The sequence below is a fragment of the Bordetella genomosp. 9 genome (genome assembly GCF_002261425.1).
Taxonomy (GTDB): domain Bacteria; phylum Pseudomonadota; class Gammaproteobacteria; order Burkholderiales; family Burkholderiaceae_B; genus Bordetella_C.
In genome coordinates this window covers 3386520-3409947 of record NZ_NEVJ01000003.1, presented here as the reverse complement: position 1 = coordinate 3409947, position 23428 = coordinate 3386520, and the positions used below count along the sequence as shown (strand labels likewise).

Below are 23428 nucleotides of genomic sequence, written 5' to 3'. Positions count from 1 at the left end.
GTATCGCGGTGGTCCTGAAGCCCCGCAGGAAAGGACGTCTCGTCCGGCCCTGCGGGGCTTTTTTCATGGGCCGTCAGCGCGTCTGGCGGAACGATCCATGCAGGGGTTTGAAATCCGGCGCGATGCGGCTCTTGTAGATCACCGACACGGGATCGTCGCCGCGATGCGGCGTGAGATTGGCGGTTACGGAGACTTCGTAATCGCCGTTGTTGCGGGCCGTGACGTCGAAGGACATCCGGGTCAACGCATCGGACGACGGCGCCGGCTCGCGATCCGCGGCGGGGTTGTCCGTGGCAGCCTGGCGCCGCAGGTCCAGTTGCACGCGGGCGAACAGCCGCGCGAGTATGGGCGTGGCCTGCATCCCGACGCGCCCCATGGTGCGTGAAAACAGGCGCCCGCTGGATCGTTCGCCGCTTCGCGCGCCGGCGTCGCCGTCGCCGCGGCGGCGGCGTTCATGTTCGATGATCTGCAGGACGGCCTTGCGGCGCGGCGCCGGCAGGAAGGGCAGGTGTCGTTCGAACACGCGCAGCGTGGCATCGGACATGCCTGCGACGTAGCGCTGGACATCCAGGCCGTCCGCGCCGACCAGGGCCTTCGCCAGCAGCGTGGTGACCTGGGCGTCGCGCTGGCTGCGCGTCCACGGTGCGTCGCCGTTCATCGAGGCCACGCCTTGCGACAGCATGTCGAACACGCTGCGCAATGTGTCCGAGGTGGCGCGGTTTTTCTCGGCGCCTTGCCTCAGGATCAACCGGGCGCGGATGATCAGGCGTGAACGCATGCATTGGTCCAGTGCGTTCTTCAGGACGCGGGCGCAGGTCTTCACCCCGCCGTCGTAGGCGGACAGCGTCAGCCGCCCCTGCGTGCCGGGAATGGAAGCGGTGTCGAAGGACACGCGCAGCGGTGCCGATGCAAGCGCCGCCGCGGCGTTTTCCAGTTCGGCGTTGTTGCGGCTGTCCGCCAGGTCGCTCAGGAAACGGATGGGGCTTTCGCCGCGTCGTTCCCGCATGCTGACCGCCATCGCCAGGGTACGCAGGGGGCCTTCCAGGTCTTCCGGGGATATGCCCTCCTGGGCCAGCACCTGCAATACGGCAGTGAAAGGTTGCTCGCGCAGCGAGATTTCCCGATCGACGGCGCCGCAGCTCCGTTCTATGGTCAGGCGGCCGCACGGACCTGGCGCGATCCGGTCGGGGCCCGACATGGCGACGCGCGGCAGGTATTCGCGCAGCAGCAGCAGTTCGGTGAAGGCGTAGGGCGCCAGCGGCGGCGCATACGGCATGTTCGGTGGGTCGGCGTGCCGTCCGGGCGCGGCGACGGACGCGGACCCCGTTTCGGACTCGTACCCCGGACCCCACCCCGAGCCGGACCCGTACTCGACCCCGGAGTTGGACAGAGTGCGGGACGCGGCAGTGGCCTTGGGATAAGCGCAATTGGGCATCGCCAGCCGGCCGCCCGCCGCGACATAGGCCGCTTCCGTCGCCAGGGTTTCCGCCAGGGCGAAGGCCATGCGCGGCCCGTGCGGTTCCGCGCCGCCCAGCAACGTTTTCAGCAGGCATTCGTAGGCGGCGTCCAGGTTCAGCCGCGCATGCCGCAGCGGATTGCCGGCGCGAGGCAGGGAACCGTGCATCGCCGTGCGCAGCAGGCGGCGTACGCCTCCCAGGACGCTCTTGGCCTGGGCGCCGGCGAGCGCCGCGGTACGGTGTCCGGATTCGGGTTGGGCGGTGAAGCGCTTATCGCCCACCTTGCCGATGGGGGCGGGCTGGCGTGACGCTGGGGTACCGGCGCCACGACTTCTGGTTGGGACGTCTGTCATCGTCGGGATGCGCCGCGGCGCCATGCCGCCCGCATCCAGCCGGCGATACGCGTCGCCAGAATCGGCGGAAGGTTGCTGGGAACAGGCCGAGTCTATGTGGGCCTATCGCGCCGGTCTGTCGGCGCGGCGCGCATCCGGCAGCGCAGAGCCTTCCCCTGGTGCGTGGGAATATTCCGCCAGCGCATCAGCGCGGCGCTGTCCACGAATCAGTTCCGGCCTGTCTCAAAGATCGGAGGTGCGAGGAATCACCACCGCCTGTCCGTGGACGCCGCCGTCGTCGTCGCGCAATTCCCACAGCGTGGCCTGCTCGATCAGGAAGCGTTTGCCGGTCTTGGTGATGCGGATACCGCAGTACCCGCTTTCGAAGCCCGTGCGCCGCACGCGTTCCAGGAAACGTTCCCGTTCCTCGCGATTCGGCGCTTCGGCCGATAGCCGCGAGGGCAGCCGGGTAAGCTCGTCCCAGTCGTACTCGAAGCGTCGCTGCGCCGCCTTGTTGCCATAGATGAAGCGGGGATCGGCGCCGGTGTCATGGGCCAGTACCTCGAAGGGCGCTTCTTCATACAGCCAATGGGCGGCCTGCCGCGCTTCCATGGGCCGGGGAAGCAACGGCCGGCCCAGCAGGCGTTCGTGGCTGCCGCGCAGCAACTGGATGAATGCCGGGTCGGCGTACAAGGGTAAATCCACTGCGGGTTCCTTCAGGGTTCAGCCGCCGTTCGCGGCCTTCGCGCGCTGGAAGACCGGGCCCCAGAGGGGATGGCCGATCTCCGCCGGTCCCAATGTGAAGGCCGGGTCCAGTTCCAGGATGCGCTTGAAGTCATCCTCGCATAGCGCGCGATAGCCTGTCACGCAGTAGCTGAACGCCTGCAGCTTGAGGGATTCCACGCGCATGTCGGCGGGCGCCGTCGCCAGTGCGTCCGACGTCGCGACGGTGCGGATGACGTCCCCGTAGGCGCCCGCCTGGTAGCGGTCGCGCACCTGGGCCAGGGCATCGACGGCCGCCTGGCTGGGGGCGGGGGGCGGCGGCGGCGGCGCGGGAGGGGCGGCGCATGCGGCGAGGGCCGCCACCGTGCCGGTCAACATCAAACGAACGAGGATATGCATGTCGGAGCCTGGTATGCGATGACTGACGGGCCCTGGATGGTCCTGGGCGCCGTGTGCGGCATGTTTAAACCGCGACATATTGTGTCTTGCCCACCCGTCCGAGGACAAGCGGGTGGACGAAGGATATTACGTTCGAGTACACGAGTGGCCGGCGCGGTGCGGGGTCCGCGCAATCTTCCTCTCGTCACCCTCAGGATAACTACCGAAAAGGTAAAAGATGCTATTGAATGTTAACGATCCCCGTAGGAACGCCCGATGCGACGTTGCAAAGCGCGCACGACATGGTGTCAGCGGGCGTGCTTCATGATTCAATCCATTTCTTACCTCGTCCAAATGATTTCGGCGCTCCGGCTTCATCCCCCGCGTAGGGATTAGCGCGGGGGACGAATACGCGGATGAGGCGTCAAGGAATTGCGGGCGCGGCGCTCGGCCGGTCGCGGGGGATGCGGGATGGGTTTCGGAGTCAAAACGATGTCTGTATCGCCGGCCTTCATGCCCGGCGGGGAACATCCCGCGCCGGAGCCTTTCGGTTATAGGCCCCTGGCGGCGATCGCCGCCGCGTCGGCGGGCGGCGTGCCGCAGAAGCGGATCGGCCGCGTGGTCTCCGAAATCGCGCCGGAACTCATGGCGGCGCACCGGCAGGGCAAGGTGCATGGCGCCATCTCGGTCCATACCGTCGGCCTGGACGAATTCGGCTATGCCCATCTCATGGTGCCCGCGCTCTACCCGGACCATCCCGGGTCGATGGAGCCGGCGTCGTGTTTCGCGGCTGTCGAGCAGTTCGATCCCGACCCAGTGCAGGCCTGCGGGCCATGGACCGACGTCTATGCCCTGTGCGCCGTCATGTGTTCGCTGGTCAGCGGGACGCAGCCGCCCCATGCGCTGGCGCGACGCTCCAACGATCAATACGTACCGCTTACGGCGCGCGCGCCACGCGGCTATGACGCCGCCTTCCTGGCGGTGATCGACCATGGATTGTCGCTGGCGCCTGCCCAGCGTCCGCAATCGGTCGAGGAACTCTGCGGCATGCTGGGGATCTCCTGCGTGCCTGAAACCCAGGAAGACGCCGCGCTGGACGCGCGCGGCGCCGGCGCGATGCCCCGGGGCGGCGGCGCGGACGCGGCGCGGCCGGGCAGCGGCCGCCGCCGCGGCCTGGGCGGCGTGGCGGCCATACTGGCCGGCGCCCTGGTCGCCGCGGGGGTGTGGGCCTGGCTGAACCGCGATGAAAGGCCGGCCCAGCGGGCCGAAAGCCGCGTGGCGAGTCCGGTCGTGCTGTCGTCTCGGTCTTCCTCGGGCAGCCCCGCGCCATCGCCGTTCGCGCAGGGTACGGCCGACGCTTCGAAAGGCACGCCCGGCGCGGCCGGGACGCCGCCGGGCCCGGGCGCCGCGGGTGCCGGCGACGCGGCTCGTCCGGCTGGCGGGCCATCGCCGTCCGTAGCGGCCGACGCCCCCGGAGGCGCCGCGAACGGGCAGGCGGCGGGTTCGGCGGCTTCGCCCGTCAACGAGGCCGCGTTTCCGGCAGCCAATCCGGCGGCCAACCCCACGACCAACCCGGCCACACCGGAAACCGGCGCGCCGGCCGCGCGCCCGGCGCGTCCCGCGACGGTGGCCGTCAAGGTGGATATCCAGCCGTGGGGCGAAATCTTCGTCGACGGGGTTTCGCGGGGGATCAGTCCCCCCGTCAAAACCTTGAACCTGCCGGCGGGGCGGCATACGGTGGAAGTGCGCAACGCCGACCTGCCGCCCTATCGGCTGTCGCTCGATCTGAAGCCCGGCCAGCCGGCCACCATCCGCCATGTGTTCCAGTAGCGTCGCTTAGGGGTTTTCCCGGGAAAGCTTTTGACAGGGCCCCGGAACTGCGCTAAATTCATGGGCTTACTGATTTATCCGCGTACAAAACCCTGCCCAGGCTAAGCTCAAAGCTAAACCAGGGCCCCGCCCAATCCAGCCTGGCTGGCGGGCAAAGCAGGTTTTGTGCGCTTTATTTGTCTGCAAGACCCGCTCTTTTAACGTAACTGTTTGAGGCGGTTTTGCGCGAACTGCCTCCCCTGTGAACCGCTGCCCGCCGGGCTGCCGGGGCGGAGGGGGCGAGTACGAAAGTACTTACCAGTGGTACGTAAAAGGGAATTTCCAGGTCATGCCTACCATCAGCCAACTCGTGCGCAAGCCGCGCGAAGTCAGCATCGTCAAGAGCAAGAGCCCCGCGCTCGAGAATTGCCCTCAGCGACGCGGCGTGTGCACGCGCGTGTACACCACCACCCCCAAGAAGCCGAACTCCGCACTGCGTAAGGTCGCCAAGGTGCGCCTGACCAATGGCTACGAAGTCATTTCGTACATTGGCGGCGAAGGCCACAACCTGCAGGAACACTCTGTCGTGCTGGTGCGCGGCGGCCGTGTGAAGGACCTGCCGGGCGTGCGCTACCACATCGTGCGCGGCTCGCTGGACCTGCAAGGCGTGAAGGATCGCAAGCAGGCCCGTTCGAAGTACGGCGCCAAGCGCCCGAAGAAGGCCTGAGTCACCAGGCCTCGGTCTCAGGCCCGCGGGCCTCGGGTCCGATATGCCTGCGCGGGCGGCCCGAGCCGTCCGCCCCCGTGCAGCCGCGCCCGGTTTTTAGCGCGGCACGTAAGTGGTCATCCCGTCTGGATGGCCGTGGCCATGGCCAACGCCGTGGTTCAACTGAACTGACACAAGGAAGCAAGAAATGCCCCGTCGTCGCGAAGTCCCCAAGCGCGAGATCCTGCCCGATCCCAAGTTCGGCAGCGTCGAGCTCGCCAAGTTCATGAACGTTGTGATGCTGGACGGCAAGAAGGCCGTCGCCGAGCGCATCGTCTACGGTGCCCTCGAGCAGGTGCAAACCAAGAGCGGCAAGGATCCGCTGGAAGTGTTCAGCACCGCCATCAACAACATCAAGCCCATCGTCGAAGTGAAGAGCCGCCGCGTCGGCGGCGCCAACTATCAGGTGCCGGTTGAAGTGCGCCCCGTGCGCCGCCTGGCCCTGGCCATGCGCTGGCTGCGCGAAGCCGCCAAGAAGCGCGGCGAAAAGTCGATGGACCTGCGCCTGGCTGGCGAACTGCTCGATGCGTCGGAAGGCCGCGGCGCCGCGATGAAGAAGCGCGAAGACACGCACAAGATGGCCGAAGCCAACAAGGCTTTCAGCCATTTCCGCTGGTAATCAAAGGATTTATCAAACATGGCTCGCAAAACCCCCATCGAGCGCTATCGCAATATCGGCATCTCTGCGCACATCGATGCAGGGAAGACCACCACGACGGAACGCATCCTGTTCTACACCGGTGTCAATCACAAGATTGGCGAAGTCCACGACGGCGCTGCCACGATGGACTGGATGGAACAGGAGCAGGAGCGCGGCATCACGATCACGTCGGCCGCGACGACCGCTTTTTGGCGTGGCATGGCCGGCAACTATCCCGAGCACCGCATCAACATCATCGACACCCCGGGACACGTGGACTTCACGATCGAAGTCGAACGTTCCATGCGCGTGCTCGATGGCGCCTGCATGGTGTACTGCGCGGTGGGTGGTGTGCAGCCTCAGTCCGAAACCGTGTGGCGCCAGGCCAACAAGTACGGCGTGCCGCGTCTGGCCTTCGTCAACAAGATGGACCGCACCGGCGCGAACTTCTTCAAGGTCTATGACCAGCTGAAGACGCGTCTGCGCGCGAACCCCGTGCCCATCGTGATCCCCATCGGCGCCGAAGACGGTTTCACCGGCGTGGTGGACCTGGTCAAGATGAAGGCCATCGTCTGGGACGAAGCCAGCCAGGGCACCAAGTTCGACTACGTCGACATTCCGGCCGAGCTGCAATCGGCGGCCGAGGAATGGCGCGAAAAGCTGGTCGAATCCGCCGCTGAATCGACCGAAGAGCTGATGAACAAGTACCTGGAATCGGGTGAGCTCTCGGAAGAGGAAATCAACCAGGGCATCCGTTCGCGCACCATCGCCGGCGAAATCCAGCCGATGCTGTGCGGCACCGCTTTCAAGAACAAGGGCGTGCAGCGCATGCTGGACGCCGTCATCGACTACCTGCCTTCGCCCGTGGACATTCCCCCGGTCGACGGCCAGGACGACGAAGGCAATGCGATCAACCGCAAGGCCGACGACGGCGAGAAGTTCTCCGCGCTGGCGTTCAAGCTGATGAGCGATCCCTTCGTCGGTCAGCTGACCTTCGTGCGCGTGTATTCCGGCGTGCTGAAGTCCGGCGATACGGTCTACAACCCGATCAAGGGCAAGAAGGAACGTATCGGCCGCATCCTGCAGATGCACGCGAACAACCGCGAGGAAATCAAGGAAGTTCTGGCCGGCGACATCGCCGCCGTGGTGGGCCTGAAGGACGTCACGACCGGCGAAACGCTGTGCGACATCGATTCGCACATCCTGCTGGAACGCATGGAATTCCCCGAGCCCGTGATCTCGCAGGCCGTGGAACCCAAGTCCAAGAGCGACCAGGAAAAGATGGGCCTGGCCCTGTCGCGCCTGGCGCAGGAAGATCCGTCGTTCCGCGTGCGCACCGATGAAGAATCGGGCCAGACCATCATTTCCGGCATGGGCGAACTCCACCTGGAAATCCTGGTCGACCGCATGAAGCGCGAATTCGGCGTGGAAGCCAACGTCGGCAAGCCGCAGGTGGCGTACCGCGAAACCATCCGCAAGAGCTGCGACGAAGCCGAAGGCAAGTTCGTCAAGCAGTCTGGCGGCCGCGGCCAGTACGGCCACGTGGTCATCAAGCTGGAACCGCTGCCTCCTGGCGGCGCCGGCTTCGAATTCGTCGACGCCATCAAGGGCGGTGTGGTTCCTCGCGAATACATCCCCGCGGTCGAAAAGGGTATCGTCGATTCGCTGCCGTCCGGCATCCTGGCGGGCTACCCCGTCGTGGACGTCAAGGCGACGCTGTTCTTCGGTTCGTACCACGACGTGGACTCGAACGAAAACGCCTTCCGCATGGCCGCGTCGATGGCCTTCAAGGAAGGTATGCGCAAGGCTTCGCCGGTGCTGCTGGAACCGATGATGCACGTCGAAGTCGAAACCCCGGAAGACTATGCCGGCACGGTGATGGGCGACCTGTCGTCCCGCCGCGGCATGGTGCAAGGGATGGACGACATCCCCGGCGGCGGCAAGATCATCAAGGCCGAAGTTCCGCTGGCCGAGATGTTCGGTTATTCGACCAGCCTGCGGTCGCAGACCCAGGGCCGTGCCACGTACACGATGGAATTCAAGCAGTACGCTGAAGCGCCGAAGAACGTGGCCGACGAAGTCATCGCAGCCCGTACCAAGTAAATCATCCGCGATACGTCCCGGCCGCGCCGGGACGCCGCAATTAACGAGTTTCCTTGAAAGTTCAAAGGATAAGAGATCATGGCAAAAGGCAAGTTTGAACGTACCAAGCCGCACGTGAACGTGGGTACGATCGGTCACGTGGACCACGGCAAAACGACGTTGACGGCGGCGATCACGACGGTGCTGTCGAACAAGTTCGGCGGCGAAGCGAAGGCGTACGACCAGATCGACGCGGCGCCGGAAGAGAAGGCGCGCGGTATCACGATCAACACGGCGCACGTGGAATACGAAACGGAGTCGCGTCACTACGCGCACGTTGACTGCCCGGGCCACGCTGACTATGTGAAGAACATGATCACGGGCGCGGCGCAGATGGACGGCGCGATCCTGGTGGTGTCGGCCGCTGACGGCCCGATGCCGCAGACGCGTGAACACATTCTGCTGAGCCGCCAGGTGGGCGTGCCGTACATCATCGTGTTCCTGAACAAGGCGGACATGGTGGATGACGCCGAGCTGCTGGAACTGGTGGAAATGGAAGTCCGCGAGCTGCTGAGCAAGTACGACTTTCCGGGCGACGATACGCCGATCGTGAAGGGTTCGGCCAAGCTGGCGCTGGAAGGCGACAAGGGCGAGCTGGGCGAGCAGGCGATTCTGAAGCTGGCCGAAGCGCTGGACACGTACATCCCGACGCCGGAGCGCGCGGTCGACGGTGCGTTCCTGATGCCGGTGGAAGACGTGTTCTCGATCTCGGGTCGCGGCACGGTGGTGACTGGCCGTATCGAACGCGGCGTGGTGAAGGTTGGCGAGGAAATCGAGATCGTCGGTATCAAGCCGACGGTGAAGACGACCTGCACGGGCGTGGAAATGTTCCGCAAGCTGCTGGACCAGGGCCAGGCCGGTGACAACGTGGGTATTCTGCTGCGCGGCACCAAGCGTGAAGACGTCGAGCGTGGCCAGGTGCTGGCCAAGCCGGGTTCGATCACGCCGCACACGGACTTCGACGCCGAGGTGTACATTCTGTCCAAGGAAGAAGGTGGCCGTCACACGCCGTTCTTCAACGGCTATCGTCCGCAGTTCTACTTCCGCACGACGGACGTGACCGGCACGATCGAGCTGCCCAAGGACAAGGAAATGGTCCTGCCGGGCGACAACGTGTCGATGGTGGTCAAGCTGCTGGCGCCGATCGCCATGGAAGAAGGCCTGCGCTTCGCCATCCGCGAAGGCGGCCGTACCGTGGGCGCCGGCGTGGTTGCCAAGATCCTCAAGTAATTCACGACGCCGCTCGGGGCGGCACCGATATCGCCGCCCCCTCTCGTTCTTTAGGAAACGCCATGAAAAACCAGAAAATCCGCATCCGCCTGAAAGCGTTCGATTACAAGCTGATCGATCAGTCGGCTGCTGAAATCGTCGACACCGCCAAGCGCACCGGCGCCGTCGTGCGCGGTCCCGTGCCGCTGCCCACGCGCATCCGTCGTTATGACGTGCTGCGTTCGCCGCACGTCAACAAGACGTCGCGCGACCAGTTCGAGATCCGTACCCATCAGCGCCTGATGGACATCGTCGATCCCACCGACAAGACCGTCGACGCGCTGATGCGCCTGGACCTGGCTGCCGGCGTGGACGTCGAGATCGCGCTGGAGTAGTCGTCCCGGGCTTTTCCGTGACGATGCAGTGACATGAACCAGGCCGCCGGTGAACACCCGGCGGCCTGGTTTGTTTTGCGGCGGCGTTGTTTCGCTGCAGTCCATGAGGTCGATCACTTGCGGATCGGCCTGGAAACCTGCTAAACTCGCAAACTTGCCATTTTTGGCAGAGTTGCATACGTGCGTCGTTCACGATTTCTCGGAATCAATCCCGGAATCGGGGGCGACGCCGAAAACTGTAGGGCAAGCCGTTACCTTGCCTGATTAGCCCCGACCAATCGCAGTCGGGAATGGAGAAAACGATGTCGAATTCGACACCCACGCCCGCCGCGTTCCGGCTCGGGCTGGTGGGTCGCAAGGTCGGCATGACCCGCATTTTCACCGAGGATGGCGAATCCATTCCGGTGACCGTGCTGGACGTGTCGAACAACCGTGTGACCCAGGTGAAGTCTCTGGAAGCCGACGGCTACGCCGCCGTCCAGGTGACTTACGGCACGCGCCGTGCCTCGCGCGTGACGAAGGCCCAGACGGGCCACTACGCCAAAGCCGGCGTTGAAGCCGGCAGCATCCTGAAGGAATTCCGCCTCGATCCCGCCCGTGCCGCCGAATTCGCGGCTGGCGCCGTGATCGCCGTGGAAAGCGTGTTCGAAGCCGGCCAGCAGGTCGACGTGACGGGCACCACCATCGGTAAGGGTTTCGCCGGTACGATCAAGCGCCACCACTTCGGTTCGCAGCGCGCGTCGCACGGTAACTCGCGCTCGCACCGCGTGCCCGGCTCCATCGGCCAGGCGCAGGATCCCGGCCGTATTTTCCCCGGCAAGCGCATGTCCGGTCACCTGGGCGATGCGACCCGTACCGTCCAGAACCTGGACGTGGTGCGCGTCGACGCCGAGCGCGGCCTGCTGCTGGTCAAGGGCGCCGTCCCGGGCCACAAGGGCGCGGACATCGTCGTGCGTCCGGCCATCAAGGCCCCGGCCAAGAAGGGAGCGTAAGCACCATGGAACTCAAGCTCCTGAATGACCAAGGTCAGGCCGCGACGTTCAGCGCGCCCGACACCGTTTTCGGTCGTGACTACAACGAAGCGCTGATCCACCAGATCGTCGTCGCTTTCCAGGCCAATGCCCGCAGCGGCAACCGTGCCCAGAAGGACCGTTCGGAAGTCAAGCACTCCACCAAGAAGCCCTGGCGCCAGAAGGGTACCGGCCGCGCGCGCGCCGGTATGACCTCGTCGCCGCTGTGGCGTGGGGGCGGCCGGATTTTCCCGAACTCGCCCGACGAGAACTTCAGCCAGAAGGTCAACAAGAAGATGTACCGTGCCGGGATCCGCTCGATCCTGTCGCAGCTGGCTCGCGAAGACCGCATCGCCGTCGTCGATACGTTCACGCTGGATACCCCCAAGACCAAGCTGGCCGCGGCCAAGCTGAAGGAACTGGGCCTGGATTCCGTGCTGATCATCACCGACACCGTCGATGAAAATGTTTACCTCGCCACCCGCAACCTGCCGCACGTTGCCGTGGTTGAACCGCGTTATGCCGATCCGCTGTCGCTGATCCACTACCGTAAGGTGCTGATCACCAAGCCCGCGATCGCTCAACTCGAGGAGATGCTGGGATGAACACCGAACGCTTGATGCAGGTGCTCCTGGCTCCGATCGTGACCGAAAAGGCCACCTTCGTCGCCGAGAAAAATCAGCAAGTCGCTTTCCGCGTGGTCGACACCGCCACCAAGCCGGAAATCAAGGCTGCCGTCGAACTGCTCTTCAAGGTGCAGGTCGAGTCCGTGCAGGTCCTCAATCGCAAGGGCAAAGTCAAGCGCTTTGGCCGATTCATGGGTCGCCGCCGCAATGAGCGCAAGGCCTATGTGTCGCTCAAGGAAGGCCAGGAAATCGACTTTGCGGAGGTGAAGTAAATGGCCCTCGTGAAAATGAAACCGACCTCCGCCGGCCGTCGCGGCATGGTGAAGGTCGTCAGCCCGAACCTGCACAAGGGCGCGCCGGTCGCTTCTTTGCTGGAAAAGAAGAAGCGCGGCTCGGGCCGTAACAACAACGGCCACATCACCGTCCGTCATCGTGGCGGTGGTCACAAGCAGCATTACCGTATCGTCGACTTCCGTCGCGACAAGGACGGCATCCCCGCCAAGGTCGAGCGCCTGGAGTACGACCCCAACCGTACGGCGCACCTGGCACTGCTGTGCTATGCCGACGGCGAACGTCGCTACATCATCGCTCCGCGTGGTGTGGAGGTCGGTGCGACCCTGCTGTCGGGTATCGAAGCCCCGATCCGCGCCGGCAATACGCTGCCGATCCGCAATATCCCGGTCGGTACGACGATACATTGCGTCGAGATGCTGCCCGGCAAGGGTGCGCAGATGGTTCGCTCGGCGGGTGCTTCCGCCGTGCTGCTGGCGCGTGAAGGTACGTACGCCCAGGTCCGCCTGCGTTCCGGCGAAGTGCGTCGCGTGCACATCGAGTGCCGCGCCACGATCGGCGAAGTCGGTAATGAAGAACACAGCCTGCGCCAGATCGGCAAGGCCGGTGCGATGCGTTGGCGCGGTGTGCGTCCGACGGTTCGTGGCGTCGCCATGAACCCGGTGGATCACCCGCACGGTGGCGGCGAAGGCCGTACCGGCGAGGCCCGCGAACCGGTCAGCCCGTGGGGTACTCCGGCTAAGGGTTACAAGACCCGTAGCAACAAGCGGACGAACAACATGATCGTCCAACGGCGCAAGCGCAAGTAAGAGGCGAACACTATGTCACGTTCGATCAAGAAAGGCCCGTTTGTCGATGCTCACCTGATCAAGAAGGTGGATACGGCTACCGCGGTCAAAGACAAGAAGCCGATCAAGACCTGGTCGCGCCGTTCCACGATCCTGCCCGAGTTCATCGGCCTGACGATCGCTGTGCACAACGGCAAGCAACACGTTCCCGTCTACATCAACGAGAACATGGTCGGTCACAAACTGGGCGAGTTCGCGCTGACCCGTACGTTCAAGGGTCACGCCGCGGACAAAAAGGCCAAGAGGTAAGCGATGGAAACGACTGCCATTATCCGTGGTGTTCACATTTCGGCGCAGAAGACCCGTCTGGTCGCGGACTTGATCCGTGGCAAGTCGGTCGCGCAAGCGTTGAACATCCTTACCTTCTCCCCCAAGAAGGCTGCCGGCATCCTGAAGAAGGCTGTCGAGTCCGCCATCGCCAATGCAGAGCACAACGACGGTGCCGACATCGACGAGCTGAAAGTGACCACGATCTACGTGGACAAGGCTCAGTCGCTGAAGCGCTTCTCGGCTCGCGCCAAAGGCCGCGGCAATCGTATCGAGAAGCAGACCTGCCACATCACGGTCAAGGTCGGCGCCTAAGGAGTCACGATGGGTCAGAAAATACACCCCACTGGGTTCCGCCTCGCGGTAACCCGTAATTGGTCCTCCCGTTGGTACGCCGACGACAAGGCTTTCGGCGGCATGCTCGCCCAAGACATTCGCGTCCGCGAGTACCTGAAGAAGAAGCTGAAGAGCGCTTCGGTCGGTCGCGTGGTCATCGAACGTCCGGCCAAGAACGCCCGCATCACGGTGTACTCGGCGCGTCCCGGTGTCGTCATCGGCAAGCGCGGCGAGGATATCGAAAGCCTGAAGGCCGATCTGCAGCGTCTGATGGGCGTGCCCGTGCACGTCAACATCGAGGAAATCCGCAAGCCGGAAACCGACGCCCAGCTGATCGCCGATTCGATCTCGCAGCAGCTGGAAAAGCGGATCATGTTCCGCCGTGCCATGAAGCGCGCCATGCAGAACGCCATGCGTCTGGGTGCCCAGGGCATCAAGATCATGAGCTCGGGCCGTCTGAACGGTATCGAAATCGCGCGTACCGAGTGGTACCGCGAAGGCCGTGTGCCGCTGCACACGCTGAAGGCGAACATCGACTACGGCACTTCGGAAGCCCACACGACCTATGGCGTGATCGGCATCAAGGTCTGGGTCTACAAGGGCGACATGCTGGCCAATGGCGAGCTGCCCCCCGAGACCGCGACGCCGGCCGAAGAAGAGCGTCGTCCCCGTCGCGCGCCGCGCGGCGACCGTCCTGACAACGGTCGTCCCGGACGTCCTGGCGGTCGTGGCCGCGGTCCCCGCAAGGCGGACTCCGCGCCGGGCGCCTGAAGGAGAGAACAATCATGCTGCAACCCTCACGCAGAAAGTATCGTAAAGAGCAGAAGGGCCGTAACACCGGGCTGGCCACGCGCGGCACCAACGTGTCGTTCGGCGAATACGGCCTGAAGGCCACCGGCCGCGGCCGCCTGACCGCTCGCCAGATCGAGGCCGCTCGTCGTGCCATCAACCGTCACATCAAGCGTGGCGGCCGCATCTGGATCCGCATCTTCCCGGACAAGCCGATTTCGCAGAAGCCGGCGGAAGTCCGGATGGGTAACGGTAAGGGCAACCCGGAGTACTGGGTCGCCGAAATCCAGCCCGGCAAGGTGCTCTATGAAATGGAAGGGGTCAGCGAAGAGCTCGCACGCGAAGCTTTCCGCCTGGCCGCCGCGAAGCTGCCGATTTCGACGACGTTCGTCGCGCGTCACATCGGTGCTTAAGGAGTCCTAAATGAACGCCAAAGAACTCCGCTCGAAAGGCGCCGACGAGCTGCAGAAAGAGCTCGAAAGCCTGCTCCGAGCCCAATTCGGTCTGCGTATGCAGAAGGCCACGCAGCAACTGGCCAACACCAGCCAGCTGGGCAAAGTGCGCAAGGACATCGCGCGCGTGCGAACTTTGCTGACCGAGAAGGCAGGGAAATGATCATGAGCGAAACCCAAAACACCCAACAAGCCAAGCGCAAGCGTACGCTGGTCGGCAAGGTCGTCTCCAACAAGATGGACAAGACCGTTGTCGTGCTGGTCGAACGCCGCGTGAAGCACCCGATTTACGGCAAGATCGTCATGCGCTCCAATAAGTACAAGGCGCACGACGAAACCAACCAGATCAATGAAGGCGACACCGTGGAAATCGCGGAAGGCCGCCCGATCTCCCGCTCCAAGTCCTGGAGCGTGGTGCGCCTGGTGGAAGCCGCTCGCATCATCTGAGCGCAAGCTCCGGATGAAAAAAAAGCCAAGGGTCTCCCTTGGCTTTTTTGCGTTCCGGCCGGGACGGGCCCGGCCAGGCGGCTACGCCTAGATATGCGTGATGAACTTGGTCACGAGGTAGCCGTCGAAGGTCTCCGTGCCGCCTTCGCTGCCGATGCCGCTATCCTTGATGCCGCCGAACGGCGTCTCGGCCAGCGCGCTGCCGAAGTGGTTGATGTTCACCATGCCGGCTTCCAAGGCATTGGACACCTTGGTCGCGGTCTTCAGCGAATTGGTGAAGACATAGGACGACAGCCCGAACGGCAGGCTGTTCGCGCGCTTGATGACTTCGTCCGTATCGGTGAAAGGCACCACCGGCGCCAGCGGGCCGAAAGGTTCTTCCGTCATCAGCATGGCGTCTTCCGGCAGGTCGGTGATGACCGTGGGCGCGAAGAAGTGCCCATCGCGTTCGATCGGGGCGCCGCCGAGCACGACCTTGGCGCCCTTGGCGACGGCGTCTTCCACGAAGCGGGTCATGGTGGGTACGCGGCGCTCATGCGCCAACGGGCCCATTTCCGTGCCGGCCTCAAGGCCGTTGCCCACCTTGATGTTCTTCAGCACGTCGGTGAAGCGGGCCAGGAATTTGTCGTAGGCGCCTTTCTGCACGTAGAAGCGCGTGGGCGACACGCACACCTGGCCGGCATTGCGGATCTTGAAGCGGGCCAGCATTTCCGCCGCGCGATCGATGTCGGCATCGTCGAACACCAGCACCGGCGAGTGGCCGCCCAATTCCATGGTGCTGCGCTTCATGTGCGCGCCGGCCATGGCCGCCAGGTGCTTGCCGACCGGCACGGAACCGGTGAACGAAATCTTGCGAACGATGGGGGAGCGGATCAGGTACTCGGAGATCCTGGGCGGTTCGCCCCAGACAATGTTCAGGCAGCCGGGCGGCAGCCCGGCGTCGTGGAACATGCGGGCGATGGCCATGACCGCGCTGGGCGAATCTTCCGGGCCTTTCAGGATGACCGTGCAGCCGGCGCCCAGGGCCGCGGCAACCTTGCGGATCGCCTGGTTGTAGGGGAAATTCCACGGCGTGAAGGCGGCGCAGACGCCGATGGGTTCGCGCACCACGAACTGGCGGACATCGGGATTGCGGGGCGGGATGACGCGGCCGTAGATACGGCGGCATTCCTCGGCGTGCCATTCGCAGTGTTCCGAGCAACTGGTGACTTCCAGGACCGCTTCGGCCAGCGGCTTGCCCTGGTCCAGGGTCATGTTGCGGCCGATCTCCTGGGCGCGTTCACGCGACAGTTCGGCGACCTTGCGCAGGATGCGCGAGCGCTCCATGGGGGAGGTGCGGCGCCAGGATTCGAAGGCCCGCTGCGCGGCCTGCAGCGCCCGGTCCAGATCCGCCTCGGTGGCGTGAGGCAGCTTGCCCAGCACTTCCAGCGTGGCCGGATTGGTCACGTCCTGGCTCTGGCGTCCATCGCCGGACAGGAATTCGCCATCGATATACAACGCCAAGTGTTCGTACATGCTGTGGTTCCTCTTTGGAAGTGGGGGGACGCCCGGGTCGCGGCCGCCGGAACGGCGTCTATTATCCTCCTCGAACACGCGCGGCTTGTTTATCGACCCGGCCTGCTGATATAAGGGAACCCTTCGTGCCGTACTCATCAGAAAAGCCTTGAAGCCGTTAGCGCCCGCATCTTCCCCCACGCTGTTATCGCGTTTCTTCTTCGCGCTGATCGACTGGCTGCACAGCGGCATCGCCAAGGCATCCCTGGTCGGCGACCATCCCATTTTCGATAATGCGAAGTTTCCCTGGATCGCGGATCTGGAGGCGCGGGCCCCGGCCATCCGCGCGGAACTGATGGACGTCCTGGCCGATCGCGAGCGGCTGCCGGCCTTCCACGAATTGTCGCCCGATGTGGCGACCATCACCACGGATGACCAGTGGAAGACCTTCGTCTTCATGGCCTATGGGCTGACGTCGGCGCGCAACATGGCGCGGTGTCCCGCGACCACGCAGGCGCTGAAGCGCATTCCCGGCATACGCACGGCATTTTTCTCCATCCTGGAGCCCGGCAAGCGCATCCCCCTGCACCGCGGCCCCTATAACGGGGTGCTGCGGCTGCACCTGGGCCTGGTGGTTCCGGCGCCGCGCGAGCGCTGCTGGATCGAGGTCGACGGGCAACGCTACGTCTGGAAGGAAGGCGAGGCGGTCGTTTTCGACGACCTGTACCCCCACGAGGTCCACAATGATACCGACGGGGTGCGCGTGGTGCTCTTCGTCGATTTCGAGCGGCCCTGCCGGCTGCCCATGCGCTGGATCAACCTGCTGATCCTGGCGCTGGCGCCCATGACCAGCGAAATCCGCCAGGGCAAGGCCAACCACGATCTGTGGGAAAAAGACTACTATGGACCGGGTAAGTGATAACGCTTGCGCACCGGGTGTTAATCAGGCTAGAATTGTTAGCTTTCCCGCAGAATCCGTTTGTCTGGTTCTTTCGCCGGTTCTTTTGCTCATGGCCCGAATGCGTGCCGGGAGTAAAGAGGCGGAGTTGAGGCTCGAGGCGCAGGCGGAGTCGGTCGGGAAATCCGCAGGATACCAACCCTGGTGAGTCAGGGTCGGGCAATACGGGCAGGTCCAGATTTGGGCAGGCCGGCAGGCTCGGCACGGCGGACCGGGGTTATCAACCCTTATGGGACTAAACCCTTACGGGACCAAAACTGACGGAAAAGGCGGTTTTGCCCGCGATCTGACGGCGGCCAGTATGGATACCGGCCGGCGCCACGGGAGCGGCAGCAGCACTTTCCGTTAAGTTGGGAACAGGAAAAATCATGATCCAAATGCAGACCACGCTGGACGTGGCCGACAACACTGGTGCGCGCCGCGTGCGTTGCATCAAGGTGCTCGGCGGCTCCAAGCGCCGTTATGCCGGTATCGGCGACATCATCAAAGTCAGCGTCATCGACGCCGCCCCGCGCGGCCGCGTCAAGAAGGGCGAAATCTACAACGCCGTCGTGGTGCGTACCGCCAGCGGCGTGCGCCGCAAGGACGGTTCGCTGATCCGCTTTCCCGGCGTCAACGGCAATGCAGCCGTTCTGCTGAACGCCAAGAAAGAACCGATCGGCACCCGCATTTTCGGACCCGTGACCCGTGAGCTGCGTACCGAGCAGTTCATGAAGATCGTGTCGCTCGCGGCCGAAGTGCTGTAAGGAGCCAGCGATGAACAATATCCGCAAAGGTGACGAAGTCATCGTCCTGACCGGCCGCGACAGGAAGCGTCGCGGCACCGTGGTGCAGGTCGTGAATGCCGATTACGTGCTGGTCGAAGGCGTGAACGTCGTCAAGAAGCACACCAAGCCGAACCCCATGGCCAACAACCCGGGCGGCATCGTCGAAAAGTCGATGCCTATCCATATTTCCAACGTCGCGCTGTTCAACCCGGCTACGGGCAAGGGCGACCGCGTGGGCGTCAAGGAAGTCGACGGCCGCCGGGTCCGCATCTTCCGTTCCAATGGTGCCGAAGTCGGCGCCAAGGCGTAAGGAGCGTAAGACATGACTCGTATGCAAGACCTGTACCGCGACAAGATCGCTGGTGAGCTGAAGGAAAAGTTCGGCTACAAGAGCGCGATGCAAGTGCCGCGCATCACCAAGATCACGCTGAACATGGGCGTGTCCGAAGCCGTTGCCGACAAGAAAGTGATCGAGCACGCCGTTTCGGACCTGACCAAGATCGCCGGCCAGAAGCCCGTGATCACCAAGACCCGCAAGGCTATCGCCGGCTTCAAGATCCGCGAAGACTATCCGATCGGCTGCATGGTGACCCTGCGCGGCGAACGGATGTACGACTTCCTGGATCGCCTGGTGACCGTGGCCTTCCCGCGGGTGCGTGACTTCCGTGGCGTGTCCGGCCGTGCTTTCGACGGCCGCGGCAACTACAACATCGGGGTGAAAGAGCAGATCATTTTCCCCGAGATCGAGTACGACAAGATCGACGCGTTGCGTGGGCTGAACATCAGCATCACGACCACTGCCAAGACCGACGAAGAAGCCAAGGCGCTGTTGACGGCGTTCAGCTTCCCGTTTCGTAATTAAGGGACGATGACGTGGCCAAACTCTCACTCATCAATCGCGATATCAAGCGTGCCAAGCTGGCTGACAAATTCGCCGCCAAGCGCGCCGCACTGAAGGCGATCATCGACGATCAGTCGAAGACCGACGAAGAACGTTACCAAGCTCGGCTCAAGCTGCAACAGCTGCCGCGCAACGCCAACCCGACCCGCCAGCGCAACCGCTGCGTGGTGACCGGTCGTGCGCGTAGCGTGTTCAGCAAGTTCGGCCTGACGCGCCACAAACTTCGCGAAATGGCGATGAAGGGTGAAATCCCCGGCATCACCAAGGCCAGCTGGTAGGAGAACGAATATGAGCATGAGCGATCCGATCGCCGATATGCTGACCCGCATTCGCAATGCGCAGCAAGTTGACAAAGTCACGGTGACCATGCCGTCGTCCAAGCTGAAGGCCGCTATCGCTGCCGTCTTGAAGGACGAAGGCTACATCGATGGTTTCGAGGTCAAGGGCAACCAGGCCAAGCCTGAGCTCGAGATCGCCCTGAAGTACTACGCCGGCCGCCCGGTCATCGAGCGCATCGAACGCGTCTCGCGCCCCGGCCTGCGTATCTACAAGGGCCGCAGCAACATACCCGAGGTCATGAACGGCCTGGGCGTTGCCATCGTGTCGACCTCGCGTGGCGTCATGACCGACCGCAAGGCTCGCGCCAATGGCGTGGGCGGCGAAGTCCTGTGCTACGTGGCTTAAGGAGACTCGCATGTCACGTATAGCCAAATACCCGGTCGAAGTGCCGAAGAACGTCGAAGTGACGTTGAAGGAAGACCAGATCACCGTCAAGGGCCCGCTGGGCACGCTGGAACAAGCGCTGACGGGCGACGTCGTCGTCAAGCTGGATGAAGGCAAGTTGACCTTCGTCGCCGCGAACGACGGCCGCCATGCCAACGCCATGTCCGGCACGGTGCGCGCTCTGGTCGCCAATATGGTTACCGGCGTCAGCAAGGGTTTCGAGCGCAAGCTGAACCTGGTTGGCGTGGGTTACCGCGCTCAAGTGCAAGGCGACGTCGTCAAGCTGCAACTTGGTTTCTCCCACGACATCGAGCACAAGCTGCCCAAGGGTGTCTCCGCGAAGTGCCCCACGCCGACGGAAATCATCGTCGCGGGCGCCAATCTGCAGGAAGTGGGCCAACAGGCCGCGAAGATCCGCGCCTATCGCAAGCCCGAGCCCTACAAGGGCAAGGGTGTGCGTTATGCGGATGAGCGCGTCATCATCAAAGAAACCAAGAAGAAGTAACGGCGCACGCAAGGACGAATCATGGACAAGAAAACCTCCCGTTTGCGTCGTGCGGTTCCGACCCGCCGGAAGATCACCGAACTGCGCGTTCATCGCCTGTCGATCTTCCGCTCGAACCTGCACATCTACGCGAACATCATTTCTCCGGAAGGCGACCGCGTGCTGGTCAGCGCTTCCACGTTGGAAGCCGAAGTGCGCAACCAGCTCGCCGGCCAGACCGGACGTGGCGGCAACAAGGCCGCCGCCGAGCTGGTGGGCAAGCGCGTGGCCGAGAAAGCCAAGGCCGCCGGCATCGAGCTGGTCGCCTTCGATCGCTCGGGCTTCCGTTACCATGGCCGCGTGAAGGCGCTGGCCGATGCCGCGCGTGAAGCCGGCCTCAAGTTCTAAGCGAGGATCAGTCAAATGGCTAAACCACAAGGCAAAGGCGCCGTGGAAAAAGAGAACGACGACGGCCTGCGCGAAAAGATGATCGCGGTGAACCGCGTCAGCAAAGTGGTCAAGGGCGGTCGCACGATGAGCTTCGCCGCGCTGACCGTGGTCGGTGACGGCGATGGCCGCATCGGCATGGGTAAGGGCAAGGCGCGTGAAGTGCCGGTGTCCGTCCAGAAGGCGATGGAACAGGCCCGCCGCGGCCTGTTCAAGGTTGCCCTGAAGAACGGTACCCTGTATCACAAGGTGATCGGCAAGCATGGCGCCGCCACCGTGATGATTTCCCCGGCTCCCGAAGGTACCGGCGTGATCGCCGGCGGCCCGATGCGCGCCGTCTTCGAAGTGATGGGCGTGCGCAACATCGTCGCCAAGAGCCTGGGTTCCAGCAATCCTTACAACATGGTTCGCGCCACGCTGAATGGCCTGCGCGCTTCCATGACGCCGTCGGAAGTTGCCGCCAAGCGTGGCAAGACCGTCGAAGAGATCCTGGGGTAAGTCATGGCTCAGAAGCAGATCAAAGTCACCCTGGTGCGCTCGGTTATCGGTACCAAGCAATCCCACCGCGACACCGTGCGCGGCCTGGGCCTGCGCCGTATCAATAGCTCGCGCGTCCTGCAAGATACGCCCGAGGTGCGCGGGATGATCCGTACTGTGGATTACCTGGTCACCGTTACGGAAGTCTAAGGAATCGCGATGTCTGAAATTCAACTCAACACGCTGCAGCCCGCCGAGGGCTCCAAGCATGCCAAGCGCCGTGTCGGCCGTGGCATCGGTTCCGGCCTGGGCAAGACGGCCGGCCGTGGCCACAAAGGTCAGAAATCGCGTTCGGGCGGCTTCCACAAGGTCGGTTTCGAAGGCGGTCAGATGCCGCTGCAGCGTCGCCTGCCCAAGCGTGGCTTCACGCCCCTGGGTCAGCACCTGTACGCCGAGGTCCGCCTGTCCGACCTGCAGAAAGTGCCCGTCGACGAAATCGACGTCCAGGTGCTGAAGCAGGCCGGCGTGGTTGGCCAGCAGGTTCGTTATGCCAAGGTCATCAAGTCTGGCGAACTGTCGCGCAAGGTCGTGCTGAAAGGCATTACCGCGACGGCCGGCGCTCGCGCCGCCATCGAAGCCGCGGGCGGCTCGCTCGCCTGAGAGGTGATCAGTGGCTAACGCACAGGCACTGGGCAAGACCGGACCGCGATACGGCGATCTGAAGCGCCGTTTCGTATTCCTCGTGCTCGCACTGGTGGTCTATCGCCTGGGCACCCACATCCCCGTTCCGGGCATCAACCCGGACGCGCTGGCTGATCTGTTCCGGCAGAACCAGGGCGGGATCCTGGGCCTGTTCAACATGTTCTCCGGCGGAGCACTGTCGCGGTTCTCCATCTTCGCGCTGGGGATCATGCCGTACATCTCGGCATCCATCATCATGCAGCTGATGTCGGTGGTCGTCCCATCGCTGGAAGCGCTGAAGAAGGAAGGCGAGGCGGGTCGTCGCAAGATCACGCAGTACACGCGTTATGGCACGGTCGTGCTGGCGCTGGTGCAGGCGGTGGGTATTTCGGTGGCGCTGGAGTCGCAGCCTGGTCTGGTGACGGATCCTGGCATGCTGTTCCGCTTCACGACGGTGGTCACCCTGCTGACCGGCACCATGTTCATCATGTGGCTGGGCGAGCAGATCACCGAACGCGGGCTGGGGAACGGGATTTCGATCCTGATCTTCGCCGGTATCGTGGCGGGGTTGCCGAACGCGCTGGCCGGCTTGCTGGACCTGGTGCGGACGAACTCGATGTCGGTGCTGTCGGCGCTGTTCATCGTCGCCCTGGTGATCGTGGTGACGGCCTTCGTGGTGTTCGTGGAACGCGGCCAGCGCAAGATTACGGTGAACTACGCCAAGCGCCAGGTCGGGAACAAGATCTACGGTGGCCAGAGCTCGCACCTGCCGCTGAAGCTGAACATGGCGGGCGTGATTCCGCCGATCTTCGCTTCGTCGATCATCCTGTTCCCGGCGACCATCACCAGCTGGTTCTCCAGCAGCCAGCACATGCGTTGGCTGGGTGACCTGGCCGCCGCGTTGTCGCCGCGTCAGCCGCTGTACATCACGCTGTATTCGGCCGCGATCATTTTCTTCTGCTTTTTCTATACGGCCCTGGTGTTCAACAGCCGCGAAACTGCAGACAACCTGAAGAAAAGCGGAGCCTTTGTCCCTGGTATCCGTCCCGGCGAACAGACCGCGCGCTATATCGACAAGATATTGATGCGCCTGACGCTGGCGGGAGCTTTGTACATCACCGTGGTGTGCCTGTTCCCTGAATTTCTGGTCATGCGTTGGAACGTGCCGTTCTACTTTGGCGGCACCTCGCTGTTGATTATTGTCGTGGTGACGATGGATTTCATGGCTCAGGTTCAGGCCTACATGATGTCCCACCAGTACGATTCATTGCTCAAGAAGGCCAACTTCAAGGGCTCGAATTCGAACCTGCCTATGCGTTAGCGAAGAGAATGGCAAAGGACGACGTCATACAGATGCAGGGCGAGGTTCTGGAGAACCTTCCCAACGCGACATTCCGCGTCAAGCTCGAAAACGGCCATGTGGTGCTGGGCCATATTTCCGGCAAGATGCGTATGCATTACATCCGGATCCTGCCGGGCGACAAGGTCACAGTGGAGCTCACGCCCTATGACCTGACGCGGGCCAGGATCGTGTTCCGCGCGAAGTAGGCGGACGGGTTTACGGAATAACAGGGAGTCA

General features: G+C 63.6%; 32 protein-coding genes and 1 pseudogene. 29 read left to right on the top strand and 4 right to left on the bottom strand.

Annotation, left to right across the window (positions count from 1 at the left end; genetic code table 11):
• Positions 1–73 precede the first annotated feature (73 nt).
• From CAL26_RS26605 to CAL26_RS26595, 3 genes are all read right to left on the bottom strand, one after another.
• Positions 74–1810, bottom strand: a complete 1737-nt coding sequence (locus CAL26_RS26605) for a hypothetical protein (RefSeq protein WP_143277507.1) — start codon at positions 1808–1810, stop codon at positions 74–76.
• Between the two features lie 222 nt (positions 1811–2032).
• Positions 2033–2494 carry an MEKHLA domain-containing protein gene (locus CAL26_RS26600; RefSeq protein WP_094849588.1) on the bottom strand — a complete coding sequence of 154 codons (462 nt, stop codon included), beginning with the start codon at positions 2492–2494 and terminating at the stop codon, positions 2033–2035.
• Positions 2495–2512: 18 nt separating this feature from the next.
• A complete protein-coding gene (locus tag CAL26_RS26595) occupies positions 2513–2911 on the bottom strand; it encodes a TssQ family T6SS-associated lipoprotein (RefSeq protein ID WP_094849587.1) in 399 nt (132 codons plus the stop codon).
• 471 nt (positions 2912–3382) lie between these two features.
• Between CAL26_RS26595 and CAL26_RS26590 the strand changes: the two genes are divergently transcribed.
• The 16 genes and pseudogenes from CAL26_RS26590 to rpsQ all read left to right on the top strand — a co-directional run bounded on the left by CAL26_RS26590 (position 3383) and on the right by rpsQ (position 14917).
• A complete protein-coding gene (locus CAL26_RS26590; protein ID WP_094849586.1) occupies positions 3383–4720 on the top strand; it encodes a hypothetical protein in 1338 nt (445 codons plus the stop codon).
• A 328-nt stretch (positions 4721–5048) separates the two neighbouring features.
• Positions 5049–5426, top strand: a complete 378-nt coding sequence (gene rpsL / locus CAL26_RS26585; RefSeq protein WP_066641807.1) for a 30S ribosomal protein S12 — start codon at positions 5049–5051, stop codon at positions 5424–5426.
• A 187-nt stretch (positions 5427–5613) separates the two neighbouring features.
• Complete coding sequence (rpsG, locus tag CAL26_RS26580) at positions 5614–6084, top strand: 30S ribosomal protein S7 (RefSeq protein WP_094849585.1); 471 nt, start codon at positions 5614–5616, stop codon at positions 6082–6084.
• Between the two features lie 18 nt (positions 6085–6102).
• Positions 6103–8208 carry an elongation factor G gene (gene fusA / locus CAL26_RS26575; protein WP_094849584.1) on the top strand — a complete coding sequence of 702 codons (2106 nt, stop codon included), beginning with the start codon at positions 6103–6105 and terminating at the stop codon, positions 8206–8208.
• 78 nt (positions 8209–8286) lie between these two features.
• A complete protein-coding gene (tuf, locus tag CAL26_RS26570) occupies positions 8287–9477 on the top strand; it encodes an elongation factor Tu (protein WP_094849583.1) in 1191 nt (396 codons plus the stop codon).
• A gap of 62 nt (positions 9478–9539) precedes the next feature.
• Positions 9540–9851, top strand: coding sequence for a 30S ribosomal protein S10 (rpsJ, locus tag CAL26_RS26565; RefSeq protein WP_066357409.1), 312 nt, complete (start codon positions 9540–9542; stop codon positions 9849–9851).
• Between the two features lie 302 nt (positions 9852–10153).
• The gene (rplC, locus tag CAL26_RS26560) at positions 10154–10843 is read left to right on the top strand and encodes a 50S ribosomal protein L3 (protein WP_179283491.1); all 690 of its coding nucleotides are present in this window, start codon (positions 10154–10156) and stop codon (positions 10841–10843) included.
• Between the two features lie 5 nt (positions 10844–10848).
• Positions 10849–11466: a 50S ribosomal protein L4 gene (gene rplD, locus CAL26_RS26555; protein WP_094849582.1), complete on the top strand. Its 618-nt coding sequence runs from the start codon at positions 10849–10851 to the stop codon at positions 11464–11466.
• Positions 11463–11759 carry a 50S ribosomal protein L23 gene (rplW, locus tag CAL26_RS26550; RefSeq protein ID WP_066641800.1) on the top strand — a complete coding sequence of 99 codons (297 nt, stop codon included), beginning with the start codon at positions 11463–11465 and terminating at the stop codon, positions 11757–11759. Before rplD ends, rplW begins: the two co-directional genes overlap by 4 nt.
• Entirely contained in the window at positions 11760–12587 is an 828-nt protein-coding gene (gene rplB / locus CAL26_RS26545) for a 50S ribosomal protein L2 (RefSeq protein ID WP_094849581.1), read from the top strand.
• Between the two features lie 12 nt (positions 12588–12599).
• Positions 12600–12875, top strand: coding sequence for a 30S ribosomal protein S19 (rpsS, locus tag CAL26_RS26540; RefSeq protein ID WP_086067530.1), 276 nt, complete (start codon positions 12600–12602; stop codon positions 12873–12875).
• Positions 12876–12878: 3 nt separating this feature from the next.
• Positions 12879–13208 (top strand): 50S ribosomal protein L22, encoded by a 330-nt coding sequence (gene rplV, locus CAL26_RS26535; RefSeq protein ID WP_086067529.1) that lies wholly within the window; start codon positions 12879–12881, stop codon positions 13206–13208.
• Positions 13209–13217: 9 nt separating this feature from the next.
• A pseudogene (gene rpsC / locus CAL26_RS26530) lies at positions 13218–14046 on the top strand (30S ribosomal protein S3).
• Positions 14015–14431 (top strand): 50S ribosomal protein L16, encoded by a 417-nt coding sequence (gene rplP, locus CAL26_RS26525; RefSeq protein WP_066357379.1) that lies wholly within the window; start codon positions 14015–14017, stop codon positions 14429–14431. The pseudogene rpsC and the gene rplP overlap by 32 nt, the downstream one beginning before the upstream one ends.
• A 10-nt stretch (positions 14432–14441) precedes the next feature.
• Positions 14442–14633, top strand: coding sequence for a 50S ribosomal protein L29 (gene rpmC / locus CAL26_RS26520; protein WP_086067528.1), 192 nt, complete (start codon positions 14442–14444; stop codon positions 14631–14633).
• A 2-nt stretch (positions 14634–14635) separates the two neighbouring features.
• Entirely contained in the window at positions 14636–14917 is a 282-nt protein-coding gene (gene rpsQ, locus CAL26_RS26515; protein WP_066357377.1) for a 30S ribosomal protein S17, read from the top strand.
• Positions 14918–15004: 87 nt separating this feature from the next.
• Here the strand turns inward: rpsQ and CAL26_RS26510 are convergent, their stop codons facing one another.
• Entirely contained in the window at positions 15005–16432 is a 1428-nt protein-coding gene (locus CAL26_RS26510; protein ID WP_094849580.1) for an NAD-dependent succinate-semialdehyde dehydrogenase, read from the bottom strand.
• Positions 16433–16580: 148 nt separating this feature from the next.
• Here CAL26_RS26510 and CAL26_RS26505 point away from each other — a divergent pair, with 148 nt between their 5' ends.
• The 13 genes from CAL26_RS26505 (at position 16581) to infA (ending at position 23397) form a co-directional block, all read left to right on the top strand.
• Entirely contained in the window at positions 16581–17330 is a 750-nt protein-coding gene (locus CAL26_RS26505) for an aspartyl/asparaginyl beta-hydroxylase domain-containing protein (RefSeq protein ID WP_094849579.1), read from the top strand.
• Positions 17331–17737: 407 nt separating this feature from the next.
• Positions 17738–18115 carry a 50S ribosomal protein L14 gene (rplN, locus tag CAL26_RS26500; RefSeq protein WP_066357374.1) on the top strand — a complete coding sequence of 126 codons (378 nt, stop codon included), beginning with the start codon at positions 17738–17740 and terminating at the stop codon, positions 18113–18115.
• A gap of 10 nt (positions 18116–18125) precedes the next feature.
• Positions 18126–18446, top strand: coding sequence for a 50S ribosomal protein L24 (rplX, locus tag CAL26_RS26495; RefSeq protein WP_094849578.1), 321 nt, complete (start codon positions 18126–18128; stop codon positions 18444–18446).
• A 12-nt stretch (positions 18447–18458) separates the two neighbouring features.
• Entirely contained in the window at positions 18459–18998 is a 540-nt protein-coding gene (gene rplE / locus CAL26_RS26490; RefSeq protein WP_086067521.1) for a 50S ribosomal protein L5, read from the top strand.
• 11 nt (positions 18999–19009) lie between these two features.
• On the top strand, positions 19010–19315 hold the full coding sequence (gene rpsN / locus CAL26_RS26485; RefSeq protein ID WP_086067520.1) for a 30S ribosomal protein S14: 306 nt from the start codon (positions 19010–19012) through the stop codon (positions 19313–19315).
• A gap of 10 nt (positions 19316–19325) precedes the next feature.
• Entirely contained in the window at positions 19326–19721 is a 396-nt protein-coding gene (gene rpsH / locus CAL26_RS26480; RefSeq protein ID WP_086067519.1) for a 30S ribosomal protein S8, read from the top strand.
• A gap of 10 nt (positions 19722–19731) precedes the next feature.
• Positions 19732–20265, top strand: a complete 534-nt coding sequence (gene rplF, locus CAL26_RS26475; protein WP_086067518.1) for a 50S ribosomal protein L6 — start codon at positions 19732–19734, stop codon at positions 20263–20265.
• Positions 20266–20286: 21 nt separating this feature from the next.
• Positions 20287–20652 (top strand): 50S ribosomal protein L18, encoded by a 366-nt coding sequence (gene rplR / locus CAL26_RS26470; protein WP_086067517.1) that lies wholly within the window; start codon positions 20287–20289, stop codon positions 20650–20652.
• Positions 20653–20667: 15 nt separating this feature from the next.
• On the top strand, positions 20668–21189 hold the full coding sequence (rpsE, locus tag CAL26_RS26465; RefSeq protein WP_094844399.1) for a 30S ribosomal protein S5: 522 nt from the start codon (positions 20668–20670) through the stop codon (positions 21187–21189).
• Between the two features lie 3 nt (positions 21190–21192).
• Entirely contained in the window at positions 21193–21378 is a 186-nt protein-coding gene (gene rpmD / locus CAL26_RS26460) for a 50S ribosomal protein L30 (protein WP_066357352.1), read from the top strand.
• Between the two features lie 9 nt (positions 21379–21387).
• On the top strand, positions 21388–21828 hold the full coding sequence (gene rplO / locus CAL26_RS26455; protein ID WP_094849577.1) for a 50S ribosomal protein L15: 441 nt from the start codon (positions 21388–21390) through the stop codon (positions 21826–21828).
• Between the two features lie 10 nt (positions 21829–21838).
• Positions 21839–23170, top strand: a complete 1332-nt coding sequence (gene secY / locus CAL26_RS26450) for a preprotein translocase subunit SecY (RefSeq protein ID WP_086067515.1) — start codon at positions 21839–21841, stop codon at positions 23168–23170.
• Between the two features lie 8 nt (positions 23171–23178).
• Entirely contained in the window at positions 23179–23397 is a 219-nt protein-coding gene (infA, locus tag CAL26_RS26445) for a translation initiation factor IF-1 (RefSeq protein WP_086067514.1), read from the top strand.
• Positions 23398–23428: the final 31 nt, after the last annotated feature.